A 16741-nucleotide genomic window follows, 5' to 3' on the forward strand; every position below is an offset into this window, starting at 1 on the left:
AAGATCAGCAGGCATCCAACAGATCCTGCCGACACAACACCCAACTGCCAAGCCCCACAACACATTTCATTCTGAAACGATCAGTAAGTACCCCGTTCGACCAATTGGGGCGCGTCATGCCCGACGGGGCTCACCCCGGCTCCCACGGATAACTGACGCCCTGCCTCGGGCCGGTCCGGGCGGTAGCTGAATCGCTTCTCTCTCACTCGTTCGAGCGGAGGGAAAGCGCTCGTGCCCGATAGGCTGACCCGTGGGACAGAATCGCGCCCATGGGAGCAGCCATGACCACCTCGGCCGCTGAGCAACCGCTCATCCCTCAGCCGCCTGCCACGGTCACCGCGCTGCGGCAGGCCATCAGTCAGATCGCGCCCGCCGCGCTCCCCGCCTTCACGCGGGAGCTGGACCAGGCGGCCGACCAGTCCCGGCAGGGCTCCGATCTTGCCCCTCTCCGGCGATTCATCGCCCAGTGGGCCGTCTACGTTCACATCCAGCGCCAGCCCGGCCTGGCAGCAGACTTCCGCCGCTGGGAGGACACTGCTGAAGCGGGCGACGCCGCGCAGGCACGGCAGGCCGCCGCCGAGATCGGGCGACTTCTTGACGAAGCCCACGCGGTCGTCGGCCTCTCAGCCCGATGAGCGCGGACTGGCACTGGGAGTACGACCCCGATCACGACCACGTGGCGGGCGGCATCCCCGCTCACGTCATAACGGAAGTGGAACGTCTGGCCTGCCAGCTCGTCGACCTCGCCAGTACGGGAATCGACGTCAGCGAGCTCGGCAACGGCCCCAGACACTCGACCATTGGCCGGGCGCCATCGGCCGGCAGCATCGCCTGCGGCTCGGTCATCCCATCGGCGATTCGCCCATGGATCTTGGGGAGGGTCGCCGACAAGGCGACCGCGCAGGACTGACATCCGGCCGGCTCACGGCGCTCACGACGCTCACGACGCTCCCGGGAATCGGCGGGCAACAGGCCTGTGCGCCTGTCCAGTTGCCCTCCGGGGGGCAGGTTTCCACCTGGTTTCGATCTTCCCCAGGGCTCGCTGCCGGGCCGCGGCGAGCCCTTGCCCGTCCCGGCACCGGTCGCACCCGAGCCGGGCACCCGATACGGATGGAACGACCCCGGGGTGCCGGTCTAGGATGCATACATGTCGAAGGTACTGAATAAACTTCCAATCGGTGAGCGCGTCGGAATCGCGTTCTCCGGCGGTTTGGACACCTCTGTCGCGGTGGCGTGGATGCGTGAGCGCGGCGCCATCCCTTATGCCTATACAGCCGACATCGGGCAGTACGACGAGCCGAACCTGGCCGACGTGCCCGAGCGTGGCCGTGCCTACGGTGCCGAGCAGGCGCGGCTCGTCGACTGCCGTGAGGCCCTGGTCGAGGAGGGCCTCGCCGCACTGGCGTGCGGCGCATTCCACATCCGGTCGGCCGGGCAGACCTACTTCAACACCACCCCGCTCGGGCGTGCGGTCACGGGCACCCTGCTGGTGCGCGCGATGCGCGAGGACGACGTCTCCATCTGGGGCGACGGGTCCACCTACAAGGGCAACGACATCGAGCGGTTCTACCGCTACGGCCTGCTCGCCAACCCCGCCCTGCGGATCTACAAGCCCTGGCTCGACCAGGCGTTCGTGACCGAACTCGGCGGCCGGCACGAGATGTCCGCCTGGCTGTCCGAGCGCGACCTGCCCTACCGGGACTCGGCCGAGAAGGCCTACTCCACCGACGCGAACATCTGGGGCGCCACGCACGAGGCCAAGCGCCTGGAGTACCTCGACACCTCGCTGGAGATCGTCTCCCCGATCATGGGCGTCCGCTTCTGGGACCCCGAGGTCGACGTCCCGGCCGAGGACGTCACCGTGGAGTTCGAGCACGGGCGGCCGGTGCGGATCAACGGGCGCGCGTTCGAGTCGCCGGTCGAGCTGGTCCGGGAGGCCAACCTCATCGGCGGCCGGCACGGACTCGGCATGTCCGACCAGATCGAGAACCGCATCATCGAGGCCAAGAGCCGCGGCGTCTACGAGGCCCCCGGCATGGCGCTGCTGCACATCGCCTACGAGCGGCTGCTCAACGCCGTCCACAACGAGGACACCGTCGCCATGTACCACGTCGACGGGCGTCGGCTCGGGCGGCTGCTCTACGAGGGCCGCTGGTTCGACCCGCAGGCGCTCATGCTCCGCGAGAGCCTGCAGCGCTGGGTCGGGTTCCCCATCACCGGCAGCGTCACCGTGCGGCTGCGCCGCGGCCAGGACTTCACCGTCCTCGACACCACCGGCCCGCACCTCAGCTACCACCCGGAGAAACTGTCCATGGAGCGCAGCGTCAACGCGGCGTTCGTCCCGGACGACCGCATCGGCCAGCTGACCATGCGCAACCTCGACATCGCCGACTCCCGGACCAAGCTGGAGCAGTACGCCGCCCACGGCCGGCTCACCGCGTGGAGCGGCCTCATCGGCGAACTGCCCCCGGGCGGCGCGGAGGTCATCGCCGCGAGCGACGAGACCGTACCGGTGGACGCCGACGCGCTCGACCACGCGGCGATCGAGTCGGGCACGGACTGACCTGCGGTCCGTCCCCGCTCTCGACCGTCGCGCGAAGTCAGTCCTCGCCGCTCCCGTACGGCCTCGTCAGGATTTCCATGTTGTGGCCGTTCGGGTCGTCGAAGTAGGTCCCCCGGCCGCCGTCGTTGGTGTTGATCTCGTTGACGCGGCGGTGGGACGGGTCCGCCCAGTAGGTGAGGCCGGCGGTCTGGATGCGGGCGAAGATCTTGTCGAACTCGCCCTCCGAGACGAGGAACGCATAGTGCTGTGGGGTGATCGGCGCGGTCGTCTCGATGTCCATGTAGTCCAGCGTGACGCCGTTGGGTATCGGGACCGGCATGAACGGGCCGTACTGCGGGCCCACTTGGAGACCCAGGATGTCGGCGAGGAACTGGGCCGAGGCCTGCTTGTCGTGGGCGGCGACGATCGTGTGGTTCAGCTCGATGGTCATCGCGAGGACCTCCTCGTACGTCGCTGTACGTCGTCGTAGTCGTCGGCGAATGGCGCTGGGCCGCCTCCTCCCACACTAGGCAGCCCGGCCCCCTGATCCCACCCCTCCGAGATACGTCTAAGGTTAGCCTTGCCTTATTCGTTGATCGGAGTTCTTGTGCGCACCTTGGGGTCGAAGGCCGTCGTGGCCGTTGCCATAGTCGGCGGGCTGCTGGCCGGATGTTCGTCCGGAAGCGGGGACGAGGACAGCACCGGCTCCTCGAAGAGCGAGAGCAGCGCCGGCAGCGACCGCAACCTCGTGGCCGGCGCTTCCGAAGGGCCCTCCGTCGCGCCCAGCGCCGTCGAGGACGGGATGGGCGCCGGTAGCGCCGAGGACGGCGAGTTCCCGAGGACCGTCGGGCACTTCCAGGGCAAGACGGAGATCAAGACCGAGCCCGAGAAGATCGCCGTGCTCAGCACCGGACAGCTCGACGACCTGCTGTCCCTCGGAATCGTCCCGACGGCCGCCACCCGTGGCGACAACGCCGGACTCGTACCGGACTATCTCGCGGACGCCTTCCCGACGTACCAGAAGAAGCTCGCCGCGATGACCGACGCGGGGACCCGGCAGGCGCCCAACCTGGAGACCCTGGCCGCCGCCAAGCCGGATCTGATCCTGGTCAACGACTCGCTCGGTGATCTCTACCCGAAGCTGTCGAAGATCGCGCCCACCGTCGTCACGGCGGGCAACGGCATCAACTGGAAGCGGGACCTGCTGCTCGTCGGCGCCGCCGTCGGCAAGGCGGAGAAGGCGCAGGAGTTGCTCGACGACATCGTGGGCGACGCCGCCGAGAGCGGCAAGCAGCTGGGTGACCCCGCCGTGTCCATGGTGCGGTTCACGCCCGACCGGACGCGGATGTTCGGGGTGTCCTCCTTCACGGGCTCCCTTGCTGTCGACATGGGGATCGGACGCCCCAAGTCCCAGCAGTTCAACGCGATTTCGCAGGACATCGGGGCGGAGAGCATCGACGTCGCCGACGGCGACTGGATCTTCTACTCCGTGCAGGGCGACGCGTCCGAGACCGACGCCGGGAGCGTGCTCGCCGGACCGCTGTGGAAGTCGATGAAGGCCGTCAACGCCGGGCACGCGGTGAAGGTCGACGACGACCCCTGGTACCTCAACGCCGGACCGACCGCCGCCCAGCTCGTGGTCCAGCAGCTCGCGGACACCATAGGCAAGTGACCCGTCGTACGTCCGCGGGTACGCGTACGGTCTGGCTGACCGTCGCCCTTCTGCTCGCCGTCACCGCCGCGGTCCTCAGCCTCGCCGTCGGCACCCGCCCGGTCCCGCTGTCCACCGTCCTCGACGCCCTGGTGCACGGCGGGAGTTCACCGGACGCGCTGGTCGTACGGTCCTTGCGGGTGCCGCGGACGGCAATCGGGCTGACCGCGGGTGCCGCCCTCGGGCTCTCGGGGGCGGCACTGCAGGCGGTCACCCGCAATCCGCTCGCCGACCCGGGAATCCTCGGGCTGAGCCAGGGCGCGGCGGCCGGCGTCGTGTGCGCGATCGTGCTCGGCTGGGCGAACGGCTTCAGCGGGTACGTCTGGTACGCCTTCGCCGGCGCCGTCGCCGCCGCGTGTGTCGTGTACGCCATCGCCTCGCGCGGACGTGGCGGGGCCTCCCCGGTCAAGCTGGCGCTCGCCGGGACCGCGCTGTCGGCGATGACGGCGGGGGCGACGACGGTCGTCCTGACGTCGAGCTCGGCCACGCTGGATCAGTTCCGGTTCTGGCAGGTGGGCGCGCTCAGCGGGCGCGACGCCGGGACCGTCGGGCGGATGCTGCCGTTCCTGATCGCCGGCGCGCTGCTGGTGCTGGCCTGCGCCCGCGGCCTGGACTCGCTCGCGCTCGGCGACGACACGGCGCGGGCGCTGGGCCACCGGGTCGCGCTCGTACGGGGCTGTGCGGCGCTCGGCGCGACCGTGCTCACCGCGTCCGCGGTCGCCGCCGCGGGCCCCATCGCCTTCATCGGCCTCGCCGTACCCCACCTCGCCCGCCGTCTCGTGGGCGGCGGCCACCGCTGGACCCTCCCCCTGTCCGCCCTCCTCGGCGCCGCCCTGCTGCTCGCGGCGGATGTGGCGGGCCGGGTGGTCCGCGCCCCCGCGGAGGTCCCGGCCGGGGTGATGACCGCGCTGGTGGGCGTGCCGGTGCTGGTCGTCCTCGTACGGCGCAAAGGGGTGGCCGCGTGACCCGGACGTCCACCACGGCCCCCGCCCACCCGCGCTCGGCCGGCCTCTCCGTAATCCGCCACCGCGGCCTCTCCCTTCTCCTGCACCGGCGCTCCGCCGCCGTCACCACCGTGCTCCTCCTGCTCCTCGCGGGCGTCATGCTGCTCTCGGCGTGCGTCGGGCAGTCGTACGTCCCGCCGGGCGAGGTCTGGCAGGTGCTGCGCGGCCACGGCGGCCCGTACGACCTGATCGTCGGTGAACTGCGGGTCCCGCGGATCGTGCTCGGCGCGCTGGTCGGCACGGCGCTGGGGCTGGCCGGGGCGCTCGTGCAGACCGTGACGCGCAACCCGCTCGCCAGCCCGGACGTCATCGGCGTCGGCCACGGCGCCGCCGCCGCGACCGTACTGGCGCTCGCCACCGGCACGGTCGCCTCCCCCGGCGCGCTCCCGGCCGTCGCCGTCACCGGGGGTCTCGCGGCCGCCGCCCTGGTGTACGTACTGGCCTGGCGGCACGGGATGCAGCCGAGCCGGTTCGTGCTGACGGGGGTCGGGATCGGGGTCGCGCTCTCCGCGATCGTCCAGCTCTACCTCACCGAGAGCGAACTGGCCGAGGCCGAACAGGTCAAACTGTGGCTGACGGGCAGTCTGAACGGACGCGGCTGGGAGCAGGCCGGGCCCCTGTCCTGGGTACTGCTGCTCTCCCTGCCCGCCCTGGTCTGGGCGAACCGCGCGCTACGCCCGCTCGGTCTGGACCCCGACACCGCGGCCGCCCTCGGCGTCCGCGTCCAGCGCACCCAACTCGGCCTGACCGTCCTGGGCGTGGTGCTCGCCGCGACCGCGACCGGCGCGGCGGGCCCGATCGGCTTCGTCGCCCTCACCGGCCCTCAGCTGGCCCGCCGCCTCACCCGCACCCCCCACCTCCCCCTCCTCGCCTCGGCGTTGACAGGGGCGTTCATCGTGGTCGCCGCCGATCTGGTGGCCCGCACGCTGGTGCCGCCGCTGGAGATCCCGGTCGGCGCGCTCACCTCGCTGGTCGGGGGGCCGTATCTGCTGTGGCTGCTGGGGCGGTCGGGCAGGCGCTGACACGCCAAGGGGAGCGCCGACCGGTCGTACGACCGGTCGGCGCCCCACAGCACCCTCGGAGGGATCAGATCGTGGCGGTGTCGATCACGAAGCGGTAGCGGACGTCGCTCGCCAGCACCCGCTCGTACGCGTCGTTGATCTCGGACGCGCTGATCAGTTCGATCTCGGCGCCGAAGCCGTGCTCCGCGCAGAAGTCGAGCATCTCCTGGGTCTCCTGGATGCCGCCGATACCGGAACCGGCCAGGGTCTTGCGGCCCATGATCACCGAGAAGAGGTTGAGCGCGACGGGCTCCTCGGGGGCGCCCACGTTCACGAAGGCGCCGTCCGACTTGAGCAGCGACAGGAAGGTGTCCAGGTCCAGCGGGGCCGAGACCGTGGACAGGATCAGGTCGAACGTGCCGCGCAGCTCCTCGAAGGTCTTCGGGTCGCTGGTGGCGTAGTAGTGGTCGGCGCCCAGCTTCAGCCCGTCCTCCTGCTTGCGCAGGGACTGCGAGAGCACGGTCACCTCGGCGCCGAGCGCGTGCGCGATCTTGACGCCCATGTGGCCGAGGCCGCCCATGCCGAGAATCGCGACCTTCTTGCCGGGGCCGGCGTTCCAGTGCTTGAGCGGGGAGTACGTGGTGATGCCGGCGCAGAGCAGCGGTGCGGCCACGTCGAGGGACAGGCCCTCGGGGATACGGACGGTGTAGTTCTCGTCGACGACGATCTGCTGGGAGTAGCCGCCGTAGGTGGGCTCACCGTTCTTGTCGAGGGCGTTGTACGTGCCGACGTTGCCCTTGACGCAGTACTGCTCCAGGCCGGCCTTGCAGTTGTCGCACTCACGGCAGGAGTCGACCATGCAGCCGACGCCCACGCGGTCGCCGACCTGGAACTTGGTGACGCCGGGGCCGACCTCGGAGACGATGCCGGCGATCTCGTGGCCCGGCACCATCGGGAAGATGGCCTCGCCCCAGCCCTCGCGGGCCTGGTGGATGTCCGAGTGACAGATACCGGCGAACTTGATGTCGATCAGGACGTCGAACTCGCCGACCGGGCGGCGCTCGATGGTGGTGCGCTCCAGCGGAGCCTTGGCGGCGGGGGCGGCGTACGCAGCAACAGTGGTCATGCCGGGGGGATCTCCTCAGGAGTGGTCATGTGCCGTGCCCGGCTGCCTTCGGCCGGGCACGGCATCCAGCCTGCCGCACCGCACCGCATTCACCCAGGTCACGGCTTTGCGTACGTTCCCTGGTCCTACTACTGGCGGGGTCAGGCTCACAGACGTAGGACCGTGAATACTGGACGTATGGACGAACACCCCTCCCAGGACCTCGCGGCGGAAGCCGGGCCCGGGCAGCCCCTGGACCGGCGTGCCGAGCTCAGCGAGTTCCTGCGCACCCGCCGGGCCCGGCTGAAGCCGGAGGACGTCGGGCTGCCGGACTTCGGCCGGCACCGCCGGGTGCCGGGGCTGCGCCGCGAGGAGCTGGCGCAGCTGGCCGGGGTGTCCGTCGCGTACTACACGCGCCTCGAACAGGGCAACGGACGGAATGTGTCGACCGAGGTGCTCGACGCGATCGCGCGGGCGCTGCGGCTCACGGACGCCGAGCACGCACATCTCACGCACCTCGCGAAGCCCAAGCAGCACAAGAAGAAGCAGACGGCTCGGCCGCAGCAGGTGCGGGGTGCCTTGCGGCAGCTGCTGAACAGCTTCGACGGCGTCCCCGCGTACATCACCGGGCGGCGCTCGGACGTTCTCGTCTGGAACCGGATGGCCGCGGCCGTGTTCGGTGACTGGTCGGAGCTGGCGCCGCCGGAGCGGAACTGGGCGCGGATGGTGTTCCTCAAGCCCGAGTACCACGATCTGTTCGTGGACTGGGAGCAGAAGGCGATCGACATCGTGTGCGTTCTGCGCATGGACGCGGGGTGTCACCCCGACGATCCCCAGCTGTCCGCGCTCGTCGGCGAACTGTCCGTGAAGAGCAAGGACTTCCGGCGGTTGTGGGCCACGCACGACGTCAAGGAGAAGAGCCACGGCGTCAAGCGGCTGCGGCATCCGCTGGTGGGTGACCTCGCGCTTCAGTTCGAGTCGTTCCGGCTGCCCGACGACAGTGAGCAGGTGCTGGTCACGTATCACGCGGAGCCGGGATCCGCTTCGGCGGATGCGCTGCGGTTGCTGGCCAGCTGGGGGACGGACGCGACCAGGGCGGGGACCGGGACGTCGGCACCGTCGGCTTGAACGGCACCGTGGGCGCCCCTGCTCCACCGGAGTGATGGTTCAGGGCCTCTCCGTCGCCTTTGGCCGTACCCATATGGCTATGGCCGGGTCGCGTAGGGAACTGGTCTCCCGGGCCCGGACCACGCGCAGGATGCGTGTCGCCGCCCCGGGGTTGAGTACGCCGGGGACCTGGGGGTACCTCCCACGCCCTTAAGGCAGTGGGGGAGCGCCCAAGACCGTTCGGGGCGTGCGGCTGAGCGGACTCACTCCTGCTCAGTCCAGAGGAACGGTGTAAAGGCTCGGTAGGAGCCGGGGTTGGTTCGGGTGGACGCCTGTTGGTGACGTGGCCGTGGGGCCGCCCCCTTCTTGGTCAGTGTCGTGCTTCCACGTACATCGGTGACGGCGGTCTGCCCGGAAACCTGTCCAAGAACGACGCCCTGTGGGCGTTCCACGAAGCCCTCGACAACATCACCGAAAGCAACAACAACTGCGGCAACACCTACGACCACGACTTCACGAACAAGCCGACCGCCGACTGCTCGAACGAAATCGACATCCGCAGCGTCGGTACTCATGAGGCCGGACACCTCTTCGGGCTGAAGGACATCGCTGGGGCACACGACGACCTCACCATGTTCGGGAGCTCGATCTTGTGCTCGACGAGGGCCAGGACGCTCGGCAAGGGTGACGTGCTCGGCCTCCGCAGCATCTACCGGGCAGGAGCTGACGCTCCAAGAGGAGGCGTACCGATGAAAGCCGTACTCCCGATCGGCAGAAGAGGGCCCGTGGGGATGCTGCTGGCGGCAGCCACCTTCACGGTGTCCGTCGCCTGCACGTCGTCGAGCGACAGCGAGGGCGGCGAGTCCGCGTCGTCCTGTGCGTCCCTGGTCGAGTACCAGAACCGCACGTACTCGGGCACAGAGGCCAGGGGCTTCACCGTCGGGGACAAGCTCGGTGCCGCCACCCTGCCGCCGTGCGACGACACGCCGAGCGATGACAGCGACGGTGAAACGACGCCGACCTCGACGACCGCCCATGCGATCGAGGGAGTGGATCCCAGCATCGCCATCATGGTGGAACAGGCGTCTGATGATGTCATCTTCGTCAACGTCGACTCCGACAAGAAACTGCCCGAGATCAAGAAACTGATCCACGGCTCGTGATGCCGAGCGCGGGGCGCCGCCGCGCAGGGTGGCGCCGCGCGCCTGGCGGGGTCACGGCCGATACGGCGGTGCCGCCCCCCACGTCCACTTCGGCACCGGCTGCTCCCCCGGGGCCACTGCGTCCGGACCGGAGAAGTACACGGCCAGCCGCGTACCCCACTCCGCGTACGCGAGGAACGCGGAGCGGAACTCCGCGTCGGTGGGCAGGTCGGCCTCGTCCGCCGCGTCCTGGAGGAGGTTCACCCAGCGGCGCCGCTGCACCTCCGTGATGTTCTTGCCGAGGTGCTTGGCGACCATGTGGCCGTGGCCGCCCTGGGTTTCGGAGTAGGCGGGCGGCCCGCCGAAGACCTCCCCCAGCCAGAGGGCCACATGCAACGCGTGCTCGGGCGCGAGCCCCTCGAACACCGGTGCGAGAACCTCGTCGTTGTGGACCTTGTCGTAGAACACCTCGGTCAGCCGGGTGAAGGCCTCGGCGCCGCCCGCCCAGGCGTAGAGCGTGGGCACGGACGCGCCCGAGCCGCGTACCGCCGTCGGCTTGTAGTGGCGCATCTCCTCGATGTACGGGATGTACGGGCGGACGTCGGCGTGGAAGTCCGTGAAGAGTTCGGATTGCCGGAAGCCCACGACATGGTCCTCCGTCGACGTCCAGGTGATCCGCAGGACGAAGTGCTCGAAGTCCTGCTCAGAGCGCGCCAGTTCGTAGTCGACGCATTGCGGAGCCGCGGCCAGTTGCCGGGCCGCCCTCGTGAAGGCCGCGAGGAACTCCGCGGAGTGCTGCTCAGGGATGCGGTAGCGGATGTACTCGACCGTCTGAGTCGTCATGCGGGCCAGACAATCACGGCCGAACCGTCCCAGCCACGTGGATGCCGTTGGCGAGTCCTCCGCCGGGGACCCTTCTCGGAAACCGCCAACACTTTGGCGGAAAGTGTTGGCGGTTCTGAGGTAGCCCCGCTCACAGGCCTCGGCGGTCGGCCTCCGCGTCGCCCTTGAGCGCGGCGACGAACGGCGCCCAGGCCCGGGCCCCGAGAATGAGGGCGGGACCGTCGGGCGCCTTGGAGTCACGCACGGGGACGAGGCCGGGGAAGTCGTCGGCCACCTCGACGCAGTGGCCGCCGTCGCCGTTGCTGTAGCTCGACTTGCGCCAGAGGGCGGCGCCCGGGAAGTCGCTCGCGGTCCCGGCGCAGTGACCGTCATCACCGTTGCCGCTCTCGCACCAGTACACGTCAATCAAGTCGATTGGGTTGCTTGCCATTTCGGTAGTCCTCTGCTGCTTGCTCGATGAGCTTCAGGGACGCCTCCGGAGGGAGTGCGGCGGCCCTGAGCCGACCGTACGCCTTCGCGTACCGCCTCACGAGCTCCGGATCATCGATCAACTGACCGCTGTACATCCCCTCGGTGTACATGAGCGGCGGGGCATCGGCAAAGGTCATGAACCTGGTCGTGCCCATCATGAACGGGTGCGCTCCTGAATTCCGCAGAAGGATCTGCGGAATGGCCCGGCGTTTGCGTGCTACCTCTGCGATATGGGCAAGCTGGTCGGCCATGTCGTTCGCCGGAATGATCGGCTCCCACAGGATCGCCTCGTGAAGTACGAGCCAGCTCTCTGGAGCCTGTTGGTCCTCGAAGAGCCAGGCCCGCTCGCGCCGGGCCGAGATCTTCTCCGCAACCGCCTCCTCGCAGGCCGTAGGGTACGCCGCCAAGACAACAGCCCGGATGTACGACGGCAGTTGGAGCGGCCCCGGAATCAGGGCAGGATCCCACTCCTCGATCTCCTGTGCACGTCCCTCCAACTCCACGGTGTCGACGAAGTACTCGGCGTGCGCCCCCTGCCGTGCCGCGCGCACATCCTCGCAATGCCGCTCAAAGAACCCGTCCGTCTCCAGCACCCGATCCGCGTGCCGAGCCAGATCGATCGGCATCCGCCGCTGCCCGCGCTCGATATCACTGAGGTACGTCTTGCCGTAGAAGATGCCCTCCAGCAGACCCTCCAACGACAGTCCCGCCGCCTCCCGCTTCCACCTCAACTCCTTGCCGTAGAAGGTCGGGACGCTCATCGAGCCGTCGATGTCCTTGCGTCGTGCCATTGCTCACCGCCGTGTGGGGGGACCTTCCGCAGTTCGGGCCGCATACACGGAACCCCTTTCACGGTAACCAGCGGGACGCCAGAGTGTGAGCGATTCGTTACAGAAAGCACAGGGAGCACCGCTCATGCCCGACCACCCCACCGCCGACGACATGACCCGTTGCGTGGAAGAACTCCGCGCCGCCCTCGCCCTCCACGGGGTCACGCTGCCCTCACTCCGCGTGGACCTCCCGACCTTCGCCGGTACGTACACACCGCCCGCCGGGCTCATCGCGCTCGGGAACTGCAACACCGCCACGGCCGGCGCGCTCGCCACCGCGCTCCGGAAGGCGGCTGGGCGGTGACCTTCGAACTGAGCCTGCTCGCCACGCCGAAGTCCGTACCCGAACTGCGCCACCGCCTCCGCGACCACGGCTTCGACGTCCGTCTCTGCGCGACCGAGTTGGTGACGAACGTCCTCGACCACCTCGGCGAGGGCACCCCGGTGACCGTCCGTGTCGGCCTCACCGACCACGGCCACACCCGCGTCGAGGTCACCGACCCCGACCCGCGCGCCCTCCCCGTCCTGCTGCACGCCGCCCCGAGCGACGAGTCGGGGCGTGGTCTCGCCCTCCTCGACGCGCTCGCCCTGCGATGGGGCGTGGAGCAGGGGGCGGGCGGCAAGACCGTCTGGTGCGAGGTGGAGGCGCGAGCAGCCGGGCAAGAGCAACGGCCTGCCCGGGACTCGACATCCCGGACAGGCCGCTCGCGTACGGAGGACTAGAGGCCTGGAGGCCTACTTCCCGTAGTACGCGTTGTAGATCGAGATCGTCGACTTGTTGCCCTTCTTGTCGGCGATCTTGGCGTGGAAGGAGATTCCCTTGCCCTTCGCCGGGTTCTTCACCGTGATCTTGCCGTTCTTGACGTTGAGCTTGGTCCACGTCTTGCCGTAGTCGTACGAGACGTAGACGTACAGCGACTTGAGGTTCTTGCCCGCGGCCGAGCCCTGGACGGTGACCGGGACCGTGACCTTCTTGCCGGCCTCGACGCGGCTGTCGAGGCCCGTCGCGGCGTTGAAGCGGACCGTGGAGGTGGGCAGCTTCGCGAAGTCGGCCTTCTTGGACTTGAAGGTCCAGCTGGCGTCGATGCGCGTGGAGGCCGCGGCGACCTTCACGGTGCGCTTGACCGAGGTGGTGAGCTTGTACTGGGCCTCGGCGGCCGGCACCTTGAACGCCTTCTCCCCGAAGAGCGGATCGTCGTGCGAGCCGACCTTCGCGCCGTTGCGGTACAGCGTGGTCGTCACCGAGCTGAACAGCGAGGACCCGGCGTGGGTGCTGCCGTCGGCGAACAGCGGCAGGTAGCCGTAGAGGTTGTTGCCCTCACGGAACACACCGAAGTCCGAGTCGATCCTCGGGCCGAAGACGGCCTTGTTGAACGTCCTCGTGTAGCTCTGGCCCGCCTTGAAGGTCTGCTCGGCGTCGAGCGTGTAGTACGCGTCGATGATCGGGAACCCGTTGGCGTCGGTGCCCGCGTACTGCTCGAAGTCGAGCAGCCACTGGACCTGCTCCCCGGTCGACAGGTACAGCGTGCGCGAGCTCGGGACCTTCTGGGCGACCCCGACGCCGAAGGAGAAGTCCTCGGGCAGGAAGGCGTACGCGGTGACCGCGCCCGTCTTGCCGGAGGCCGAGGCCCCCAGGTTGGCCTTCACCTTGGCGAGTTCGCTCGCCTTGTAGTGCTTGACCTTCGCGCCCTGGAGCTTGGTGACCTTGCCGCCGGTGAAGATGTCGTACTCGGCGCCCGTGCCCTTGGCCCACTGCCCGGACCAGCTCTGCGACAGACCGGAGGAGACCGCCGGACCGACGTGTGCCACACGCACGTCCTGGAAGGAGGCCAGGCCTAGGCCCAGACCGATGCCCGCCGGGTTATACATGTACGAGACCACCGCGGACAGCGGCTGCGCGCCGGCGTCCGGCACCGTGATGTCGGCGCCCTTGGCGGTCCGGGCGTCGAGGGTCACCGTGGTGTCCTTGGTGACGCTCAGCTTGGGCCGGACCAGCCAGTCGACCCCGCCCTTGGCCGTGACGAGGTCCTTCACCGACAGCTCGTCGAGCAGGTAGTTGCCCTTGGGCACCCGCAGGGTCACGCTGTCCGCCGTGCTCATCGACGCGTAGTCCCGGCCGCTCGCGACACCGGAGAACGCGATCAGGTCGGTGAGATGGGTCGGCGTCTCACCGGCACGGTTGATGTACTTCAAGGTGACGTCGTACGACTCCACCTCGCGCTCGACCGCCGCCGCCGTCCGCACGGTCTGGCCGCCGCCCGTCGCCGTCACGTACGCCGAGTACGCGCCGTCTACCGTGCCGCCGAGCTTCGAGTTCGTGGTCACGTCGACGGAGGCCTTGCCGCCCGCCGGGACGGTGACCGTCTTGGCGCCGAGGGTGAAGAAGCCCGCGGGAGCCGCCTGGCCCCTGGGGTTGGTCGCGGAGATCGCGAGGGTCAGGGTGACGTCGGTGGTGCCGAGGTTGCGGTAGGTGAGCTGCTCGGTCACCGGCTTGTCGTCGGTGTGCGGCCACTGCGCGATCGGGAAGCTGACCGAGTTCGGGTCGGCGATCACGGTCTGCTTGATCGCCTTGTCGACGGCGATCCGGCCCGAACCCTGCTGGAACGGCGTGTACGCGCCGCCCTTCGCGGAGCTCGTCAGCGCGCCCTTGAGCTCGGCGAACGTCCAGTCCGGGTGCTGCTGCTTGAGGATCGCCGCGGCACCCGCGACATGCGGGGTCGCCATCGACGTACCCGAGATGGACAGGTAGCCCGCGGGCTTCTCGCCGACTTCCTGGGCGATGGCGCTGCCCGGCGCCGCGGCGGCCGTGATGCCCACGCCGGGTGCGGTGACGTCGGGCTTGATGGCACCGTCGAGGCCGGGGCCGCGGCTGGAGAAGGACGCCAGCTTGTCGTTGTCGTCGACGGCGCCCACGGTGAGCGCGTCGGCCGCGCTGCCCGGGGAGCCGACGGTCTGCTCGCCGTACTCGCCGTCGTTGCCGGCGGCGATCGCGAAGAGGATGCCCTTCTCTTCGGAGAGCTTGTTGACCTGGGCCTCGAGCGGGTCGATGTCCGGGGTGTCGGCGCCGCCCAGGCTCAGGTTGACGATGTCGGCGCCCTGCTCGGCGGCCCACTCCATGCCCGCGAGGATGCCGGAGTCGTCACCGGAGCCGGTGTCGTCCAGGACCTTGCCGTTGAGGATCTTCGCGCCCGGCGCGACACCCTTGTACTTGCCGTTCGACTTGGCGCCGGTGCCCGCCGCGATGGACGCGACGTGCGTACCGTGGCCGACGCGGTCGATCGTGTCGGCGGCGGTGGAGAAGTTCTTGGACTCGACCACCTGGTCCTTGAGGTCCGCGTGGGTCGCGTCGACTCCGGTGTCCAGGACGGCGATCTTGACGCCCTTGCCGTCGTACCCGGCCGCCCAAGCCTTCGGGGCGCCGATCTGCGGCACGGACTTGTCGAGGCTGGCCTTGCGGACGCCGTCCAGCCAGACGTGCGCGATTCCGGAAGCCGTCCGTGCGCCGTTGGTGACCGCGGACCACAGCTCGGCCGTGTCCTGCTTCGGCGTCTGCACCGCGTCCGCGTTCAGGGACTTCAGGCTCCTGCGGAGGTTGCCCGCCTCGCGGACGTCGGCCTTGGCGGCCGTCGCGGCCCCTTGGTAGCCGACGATCACCTTCAGGCCCTGCTTCTGGGCCTTGCGGGTCGCCGCCTTGTTCAGCTCGGTGATGTCGAAGAGACGCCGGTCCAGCTTGCCGCCGGCTATGAGCGCCTGCGCGTCGGCCGGCACCACGAGGGTGTGGCCGTCGGCCTTGCGCACCTGGACGGGTACGTCCTCACGGCCCTTGGCCCGCTCGAAGCCGACGACACGTCCCTTGGCGTCGACGACCACCCGGTCACCGGTGATCAGTGTGATGCGGTGCTTGGCCGTGATACCAGCCGTCTTCGCGGCCGTCTTCGCGGCCGTCTTCGCGCCCGTTGAAGCGCTGCTCGCGTGCTCCGCCTTCGCCGCCGCCGGGTTGGTCATTCCCGCCGCCAGAGCCACGGCCGCCGCTGTGGCGATGGTCGCCGCGCACGCTCTTTTCACTTGTTTACGCAAGTCTCCCCCTGGAGCTCAGGTCCGAACGAATTCCCCATTCATCCGGCCGGGGGAAGCTCCGTACACATGCACGTACACCCCCCGGACACGTCAGTATGCCGGGGGGCGTACGACCCCTCAATAGCGGGGCGGCTGTGAAGAGTTGACGGAGTTGTTCCGCTACGCTCCCGCACTCCCCCTTATGTACTCCTTTATGCCCCCGCGTTCTCCTTGACCGAAATCTTTCCCTTACGAATCGTCGCAAGCCGCGGGGCCTTCTTCGCGATCGAGGAATCGTGCGTGACCATGATGAAAGTGAGCCCGCGCTCCTTCCACATGGTCTCCAGTACGTCCATGATCTCGTCGCGCATGGACTCGTCGAGGTTGCCGGTCGGTTCGTCGGCGAGCAGCACCTTCGGCTGCTTGACCAGGGCGCGGGCGATCGCGACGCGCTGCTGCTGACCGCCGGAGAGCTCGGCGGGCAGGTGCCCGAGCCGCTCGGCGAGGCCCACCGACTCCAGTGCCTCGGCGGCCCGTTGCCGCCGTTCCTTCGTCTTCACACCGAGGGGTACGAGAGCGGTCTCCACGTTCTCCTGAGCGGTGAGCGTGGGAATGAGGTTGAAGCTCTGGAAGACGAATCCGATGTTCTCGCTGCGCACTTTGGTGAGCTTCGCCTCGGACAGCTTTGCCATATCTGTACCGTCGAGTTCGATGCTGCCGCCGGTGGGCCGGTCGAGTCCGCCGAGCATCTGCAGAAGGGTGGACTTTCCGCCACCGGTGGGCCCCTGGATGACGAGCCGGTCGCCGTCCGCGATGGTCAGATCGACCCCGGCGAGCGCGTCGACCGTCTCCTTGCCCCGCGTATAGCGCTTGGTGACGCCTCTGAGTTCGTACATCGTGCAACTCCTGGATTACGTGAGGGGCTTGGC

The 16741-nt window shown here is 69.1% G+C and carries 17 protein-coding genes; 10 read left to right on the forward strand and 7 right to left on the reverse strand.

Annotated features, from left to right (window positions below; genetic code table 11):
* Positions 1 to 281 precede the first annotated feature (281 nt).
* The 3 genes from ACX28W_RS39190 to argG all read left to right on the forward strand — a co-directional run bounded on the left by ACX28W_RS39190 (position 282) and on the right by argG (position 2563).
* A complete protein-coding gene (locus ACX28W_RS39190) occupies positions 282 to 635 on the forward strand; it encodes a DUF6247 family protein (protein WP_459004938.1) in 354 nt (117 codons plus the stop codon).
* Entirely contained in the window at positions 632 to 910 is a 279-nt protein-coding gene (locus ACX28W_RS39195) for a hypothetical protein (protein WP_459004908.1), read from the forward strand. Before ACX28W_RS39190 ends, ACX28W_RS39195 begins: the two co-directional genes overlap by 4 nt.
* A gap of 237 nt (positions 911 to 1147) precedes the next feature.
* Positions 1148 to 2563 (forward strand): argininosuccinate synthase, encoded by a 1416-nt coding sequence (argG, locus tag ACX28W_RS39200; RefSeq protein ID WP_459004909.1) that lies wholly within the window; start codon positions 1148 to 1150, stop codon positions 2561 to 2563.
* Between the two features lie 37 nt (positions 2564 to 2600).
* Here the strand turns inward: argG and ACX28W_RS39205 are convergent, their stop codons facing one another.
* Positions 2601 to 2993: a VOC family protein gene (locus ACX28W_RS39205; RefSeq protein ID WP_459004910.1), complete on the reverse strand. Its 393-nt coding sequence runs from the start codon at positions 2991 to 2993 to the stop codon at positions 2601 to 2603.
* A 141-nt stretch (positions 2994 to 3134) separates the two neighbouring features.
* Between ACX28W_RS39205 and ACX28W_RS39210 the strand changes: the two genes are divergently transcribed.
* The 3 genes from ACX28W_RS39210 to ACX28W_RS39220 are packed head-to-tail and all read left to right on the forward strand — an operon-like array spanning position 3135 to position 6279.
* Entirely contained in the window at positions 3135 to 4214 is a 1080-nt protein-coding gene (locus ACX28W_RS39210; protein WP_459004911.1) for an ABC transporter substrate-binding protein, read from the forward strand.
* Positions 4211 to 5218, forward strand: a complete 1008-nt coding sequence (locus ACX28W_RS39215; protein ID WP_459004912.1) for a FecCD family ABC transporter permease — start codon at positions 4211 to 4213, stop codon at positions 5216 to 5218. The genes ACX28W_RS39210 and ACX28W_RS39215 overlap by 4 nt, the downstream gene beginning before the upstream one ends.
* Complete coding sequence (locus tag ACX28W_RS39220) at positions 5215 to 6279, forward strand: FecCD family ABC transporter permease (protein WP_459004913.1); 1065 nt, start codon at positions 5215 to 5217, stop codon at positions 6277 to 6279. Before ACX28W_RS39215 ends, ACX28W_RS39220 begins: the two co-directional genes overlap by 4 nt.
* Before the next feature lie 64 nt (positions 6280 to 6343).
* Here the strand turns inward: ACX28W_RS39220 and ACX28W_RS39225 are convergent, their stop codons facing one another.
* Positions 6344 to 7384: an NAD(P)-dependent alcohol dehydrogenase gene (locus ACX28W_RS39225; protein WP_459004914.1), complete on the reverse strand. Its 1041-nt coding sequence runs from the start codon at positions 7382 to 7384 to the stop codon at positions 6344 to 6346.
* Positions 7385 to 7561: 177 nt separating this feature from the next.
* Here ACX28W_RS39225 and ACX28W_RS39230 point away from each other — a divergent pair, with 177 nt between their 5' ends.
* Together ACX28W_RS39230 and ACX28W_RS39235 are read left to right on the forward strand one after the other, a co-directional pair.
* Positions 7562 to 8491: a helix-turn-helix domain-containing protein gene (locus ACX28W_RS39230; RefSeq protein WP_459004915.1), complete on the forward strand. Its 930-nt coding sequence runs from the start codon at positions 7562 to 7564 to the stop codon at positions 8489 to 8491.
* A 317-nt stretch (positions 8492 to 8808) separates the two neighbouring features.
* Entirely contained in the window at positions 8809 to 9633 is an 825-nt protein-coding gene (locus tag ACX28W_RS39235; RefSeq protein WP_459004916.1) for a DUF6281 family protein, read from the forward strand.
* A gap of 51 nt (positions 9634 to 9684) precedes the next feature.
* Here the strand turns inward: ACX28W_RS39235 and ACX28W_RS39240 are convergent, their stop codons facing one another.
* The 3 genes from ACX28W_RS39240 to ACX28W_RS39250 all read right to left on the reverse strand — a co-directional run bounded on the left by ACX28W_RS39240 (position 9685) and on the right by ACX28W_RS39250 (position 11717).
* Positions 9685 to 10455 (reverse strand): globin domain-containing protein, encoded by a 771-nt coding sequence (locus ACX28W_RS39240; protein WP_459004917.1) that lies wholly within the window; start codon positions 10453 to 10455, stop codon positions 9685 to 9687.
* A 130-nt stretch (positions 10456 to 10585) separates the two neighbouring features.
* Positions 10586 to 10885, reverse strand: coding sequence for a DUF397 domain-containing protein (locus tag ACX28W_RS39245; protein WP_459004918.1), 300 nt, complete (start codon positions 10883 to 10885; stop codon positions 10586 to 10588).
* A complete protein-coding gene (locus ACX28W_RS39250) occupies positions 10857 to 11717 on the reverse strand; it encodes a helix-turn-helix domain-containing protein (RefSeq protein ID WP_459004919.1) in 861 nt (286 codons plus the stop codon). Before ACX28W_RS39250 ends, ACX28W_RS39245 begins: the two co-directional genes overlap by 29 nt.
* A gap of 124 nt (positions 11718 to 11841) precedes the next feature.
* Between ACX28W_RS39250 and ACX28W_RS39255 the strand changes: the two genes are divergently transcribed.
* Positions 11842 to 12060: a hypothetical protein gene (locus ACX28W_RS39255; protein ID WP_459004920.1), complete on the forward strand. Its 219-nt coding sequence runs from the start codon at positions 11842 to 11844 to the stop codon at positions 12058 to 12060.
* A complete protein-coding gene (locus ACX28W_RS39260) occupies positions 12057 to 12479 on the forward strand; it encodes an ATP-binding protein (RefSeq protein WP_459004921.1) in 423 nt (140 codons plus the stop codon). The genes ACX28W_RS39255 and ACX28W_RS39260 overlap by 4 nt, the downstream gene beginning before the upstream one ends.
* Before the next feature lie 12 nt (positions 12480 to 12491).
* Here the strand turns inward: ACX28W_RS39260 and ACX28W_RS39265 are convergent, their stop codons facing one another.
* Positions 12492 to 15821, reverse strand: a complete 3330-nt coding sequence (locus tag ACX28W_RS39265; protein ID WP_459004922.1) for a S8 family peptidase — start codon at positions 15819 to 15821, stop codon at positions 12492 to 12494.
* 203 nt (positions 15822 to 16024) lie between these two features.
* Complete coding sequence (locus tag ACX28W_RS39270) at positions 16025 to 16708, reverse strand: ABC transporter ATP-binding protein (RefSeq protein ID WP_362086528.1); 684 nt, start codon at positions 16706 to 16708, stop codon at positions 16025 to 16027.
* Between the last annotated feature and the right edge of the window lie 33 nt (positions 16709 to 16741).

Source organism: Streptomyces sp. SD15 (assembly GCF_054462255.1).

Excerpts from the sequence above, each read along its gene's own strand:
- ACX28W_RS39190 (WP_459004938.1), top strand. The coding sequence starts at position 282 with ATGACCACCTCGGCCGCTGAGCAACCGCTCATCCCTCAGCCGCCTGCC.
- ACX28W_RS39195 (WP_459004908.1), top strand. The coding sequence starts at position 632 with ATGAGCGCGGACTGGCACTGGGAGTACGACCCCGATCACGACCACGTG.
- argG (WP_459004909.1), top strand. The coding sequence starts at position 1,148 with ATGTCGAAGGTACTGAATAAACTTCCAATCGGTGAGCGCGTCGGAATC.
- ACX28W_RS39205 (WP_459004910.1), bottom strand. The coding sequence starts at position 2,993 with ATGACCATCGAGCTGAACCACACGATCGTCGCCGCCCACGACAAGCAG.
- ACX28W_RS39225 (WP_459004914.1), bottom strand. The coding sequence starts at position 7,384 with ATGACCACTGTTGCTGCGTACGCCGCCCCCGCCGCCAAGGCTCCGCTG.
- ACX28W_RS39230 (WP_459004915.1), top strand. The coding sequence starts at position 7,562 with ATGGACGAACACCCCTCCCAGGACCTCGCGGCGGAAGCCGGGCCCGGG.
- ACX28W_RS39240 (WP_459004917.1), bottom strand. The coding sequence starts at position 10,455 with ATGACGACTCAGACGGTCGAGTACATCCGCTACCGCATCCCTGAGCAG.
- ACX28W_RS39245 (WP_459004918.1), bottom strand. The coding sequence starts at position 10,885 with ATGGCAAGCAACCCAATCGACTTGATTGACGTGTACTGGTGCGAGAGC.
- ACX28W_RS39250 (WP_459004919.1), bottom strand. The coding sequence starts at position 11,717 with ATGGCACGACGCAAGGACATCGACGGCTCGATGAGCGTCCCGACCTTC.
- ACX28W_RS39255 (WP_459004920.1), top strand. The coding sequence starts at position 11,842 with ATGCCCGACCACCCCACCGCCGACGACATGACCCGTTGCGTGGAAGAA.
- ACX28W_RS39270 (WP_362086528.1), bottom strand. The coding sequence starts at position 16,708 with ATGTACGAACTCAGAGGCGTCACCAAGCGCTATACGCGGGGCAAGGAG.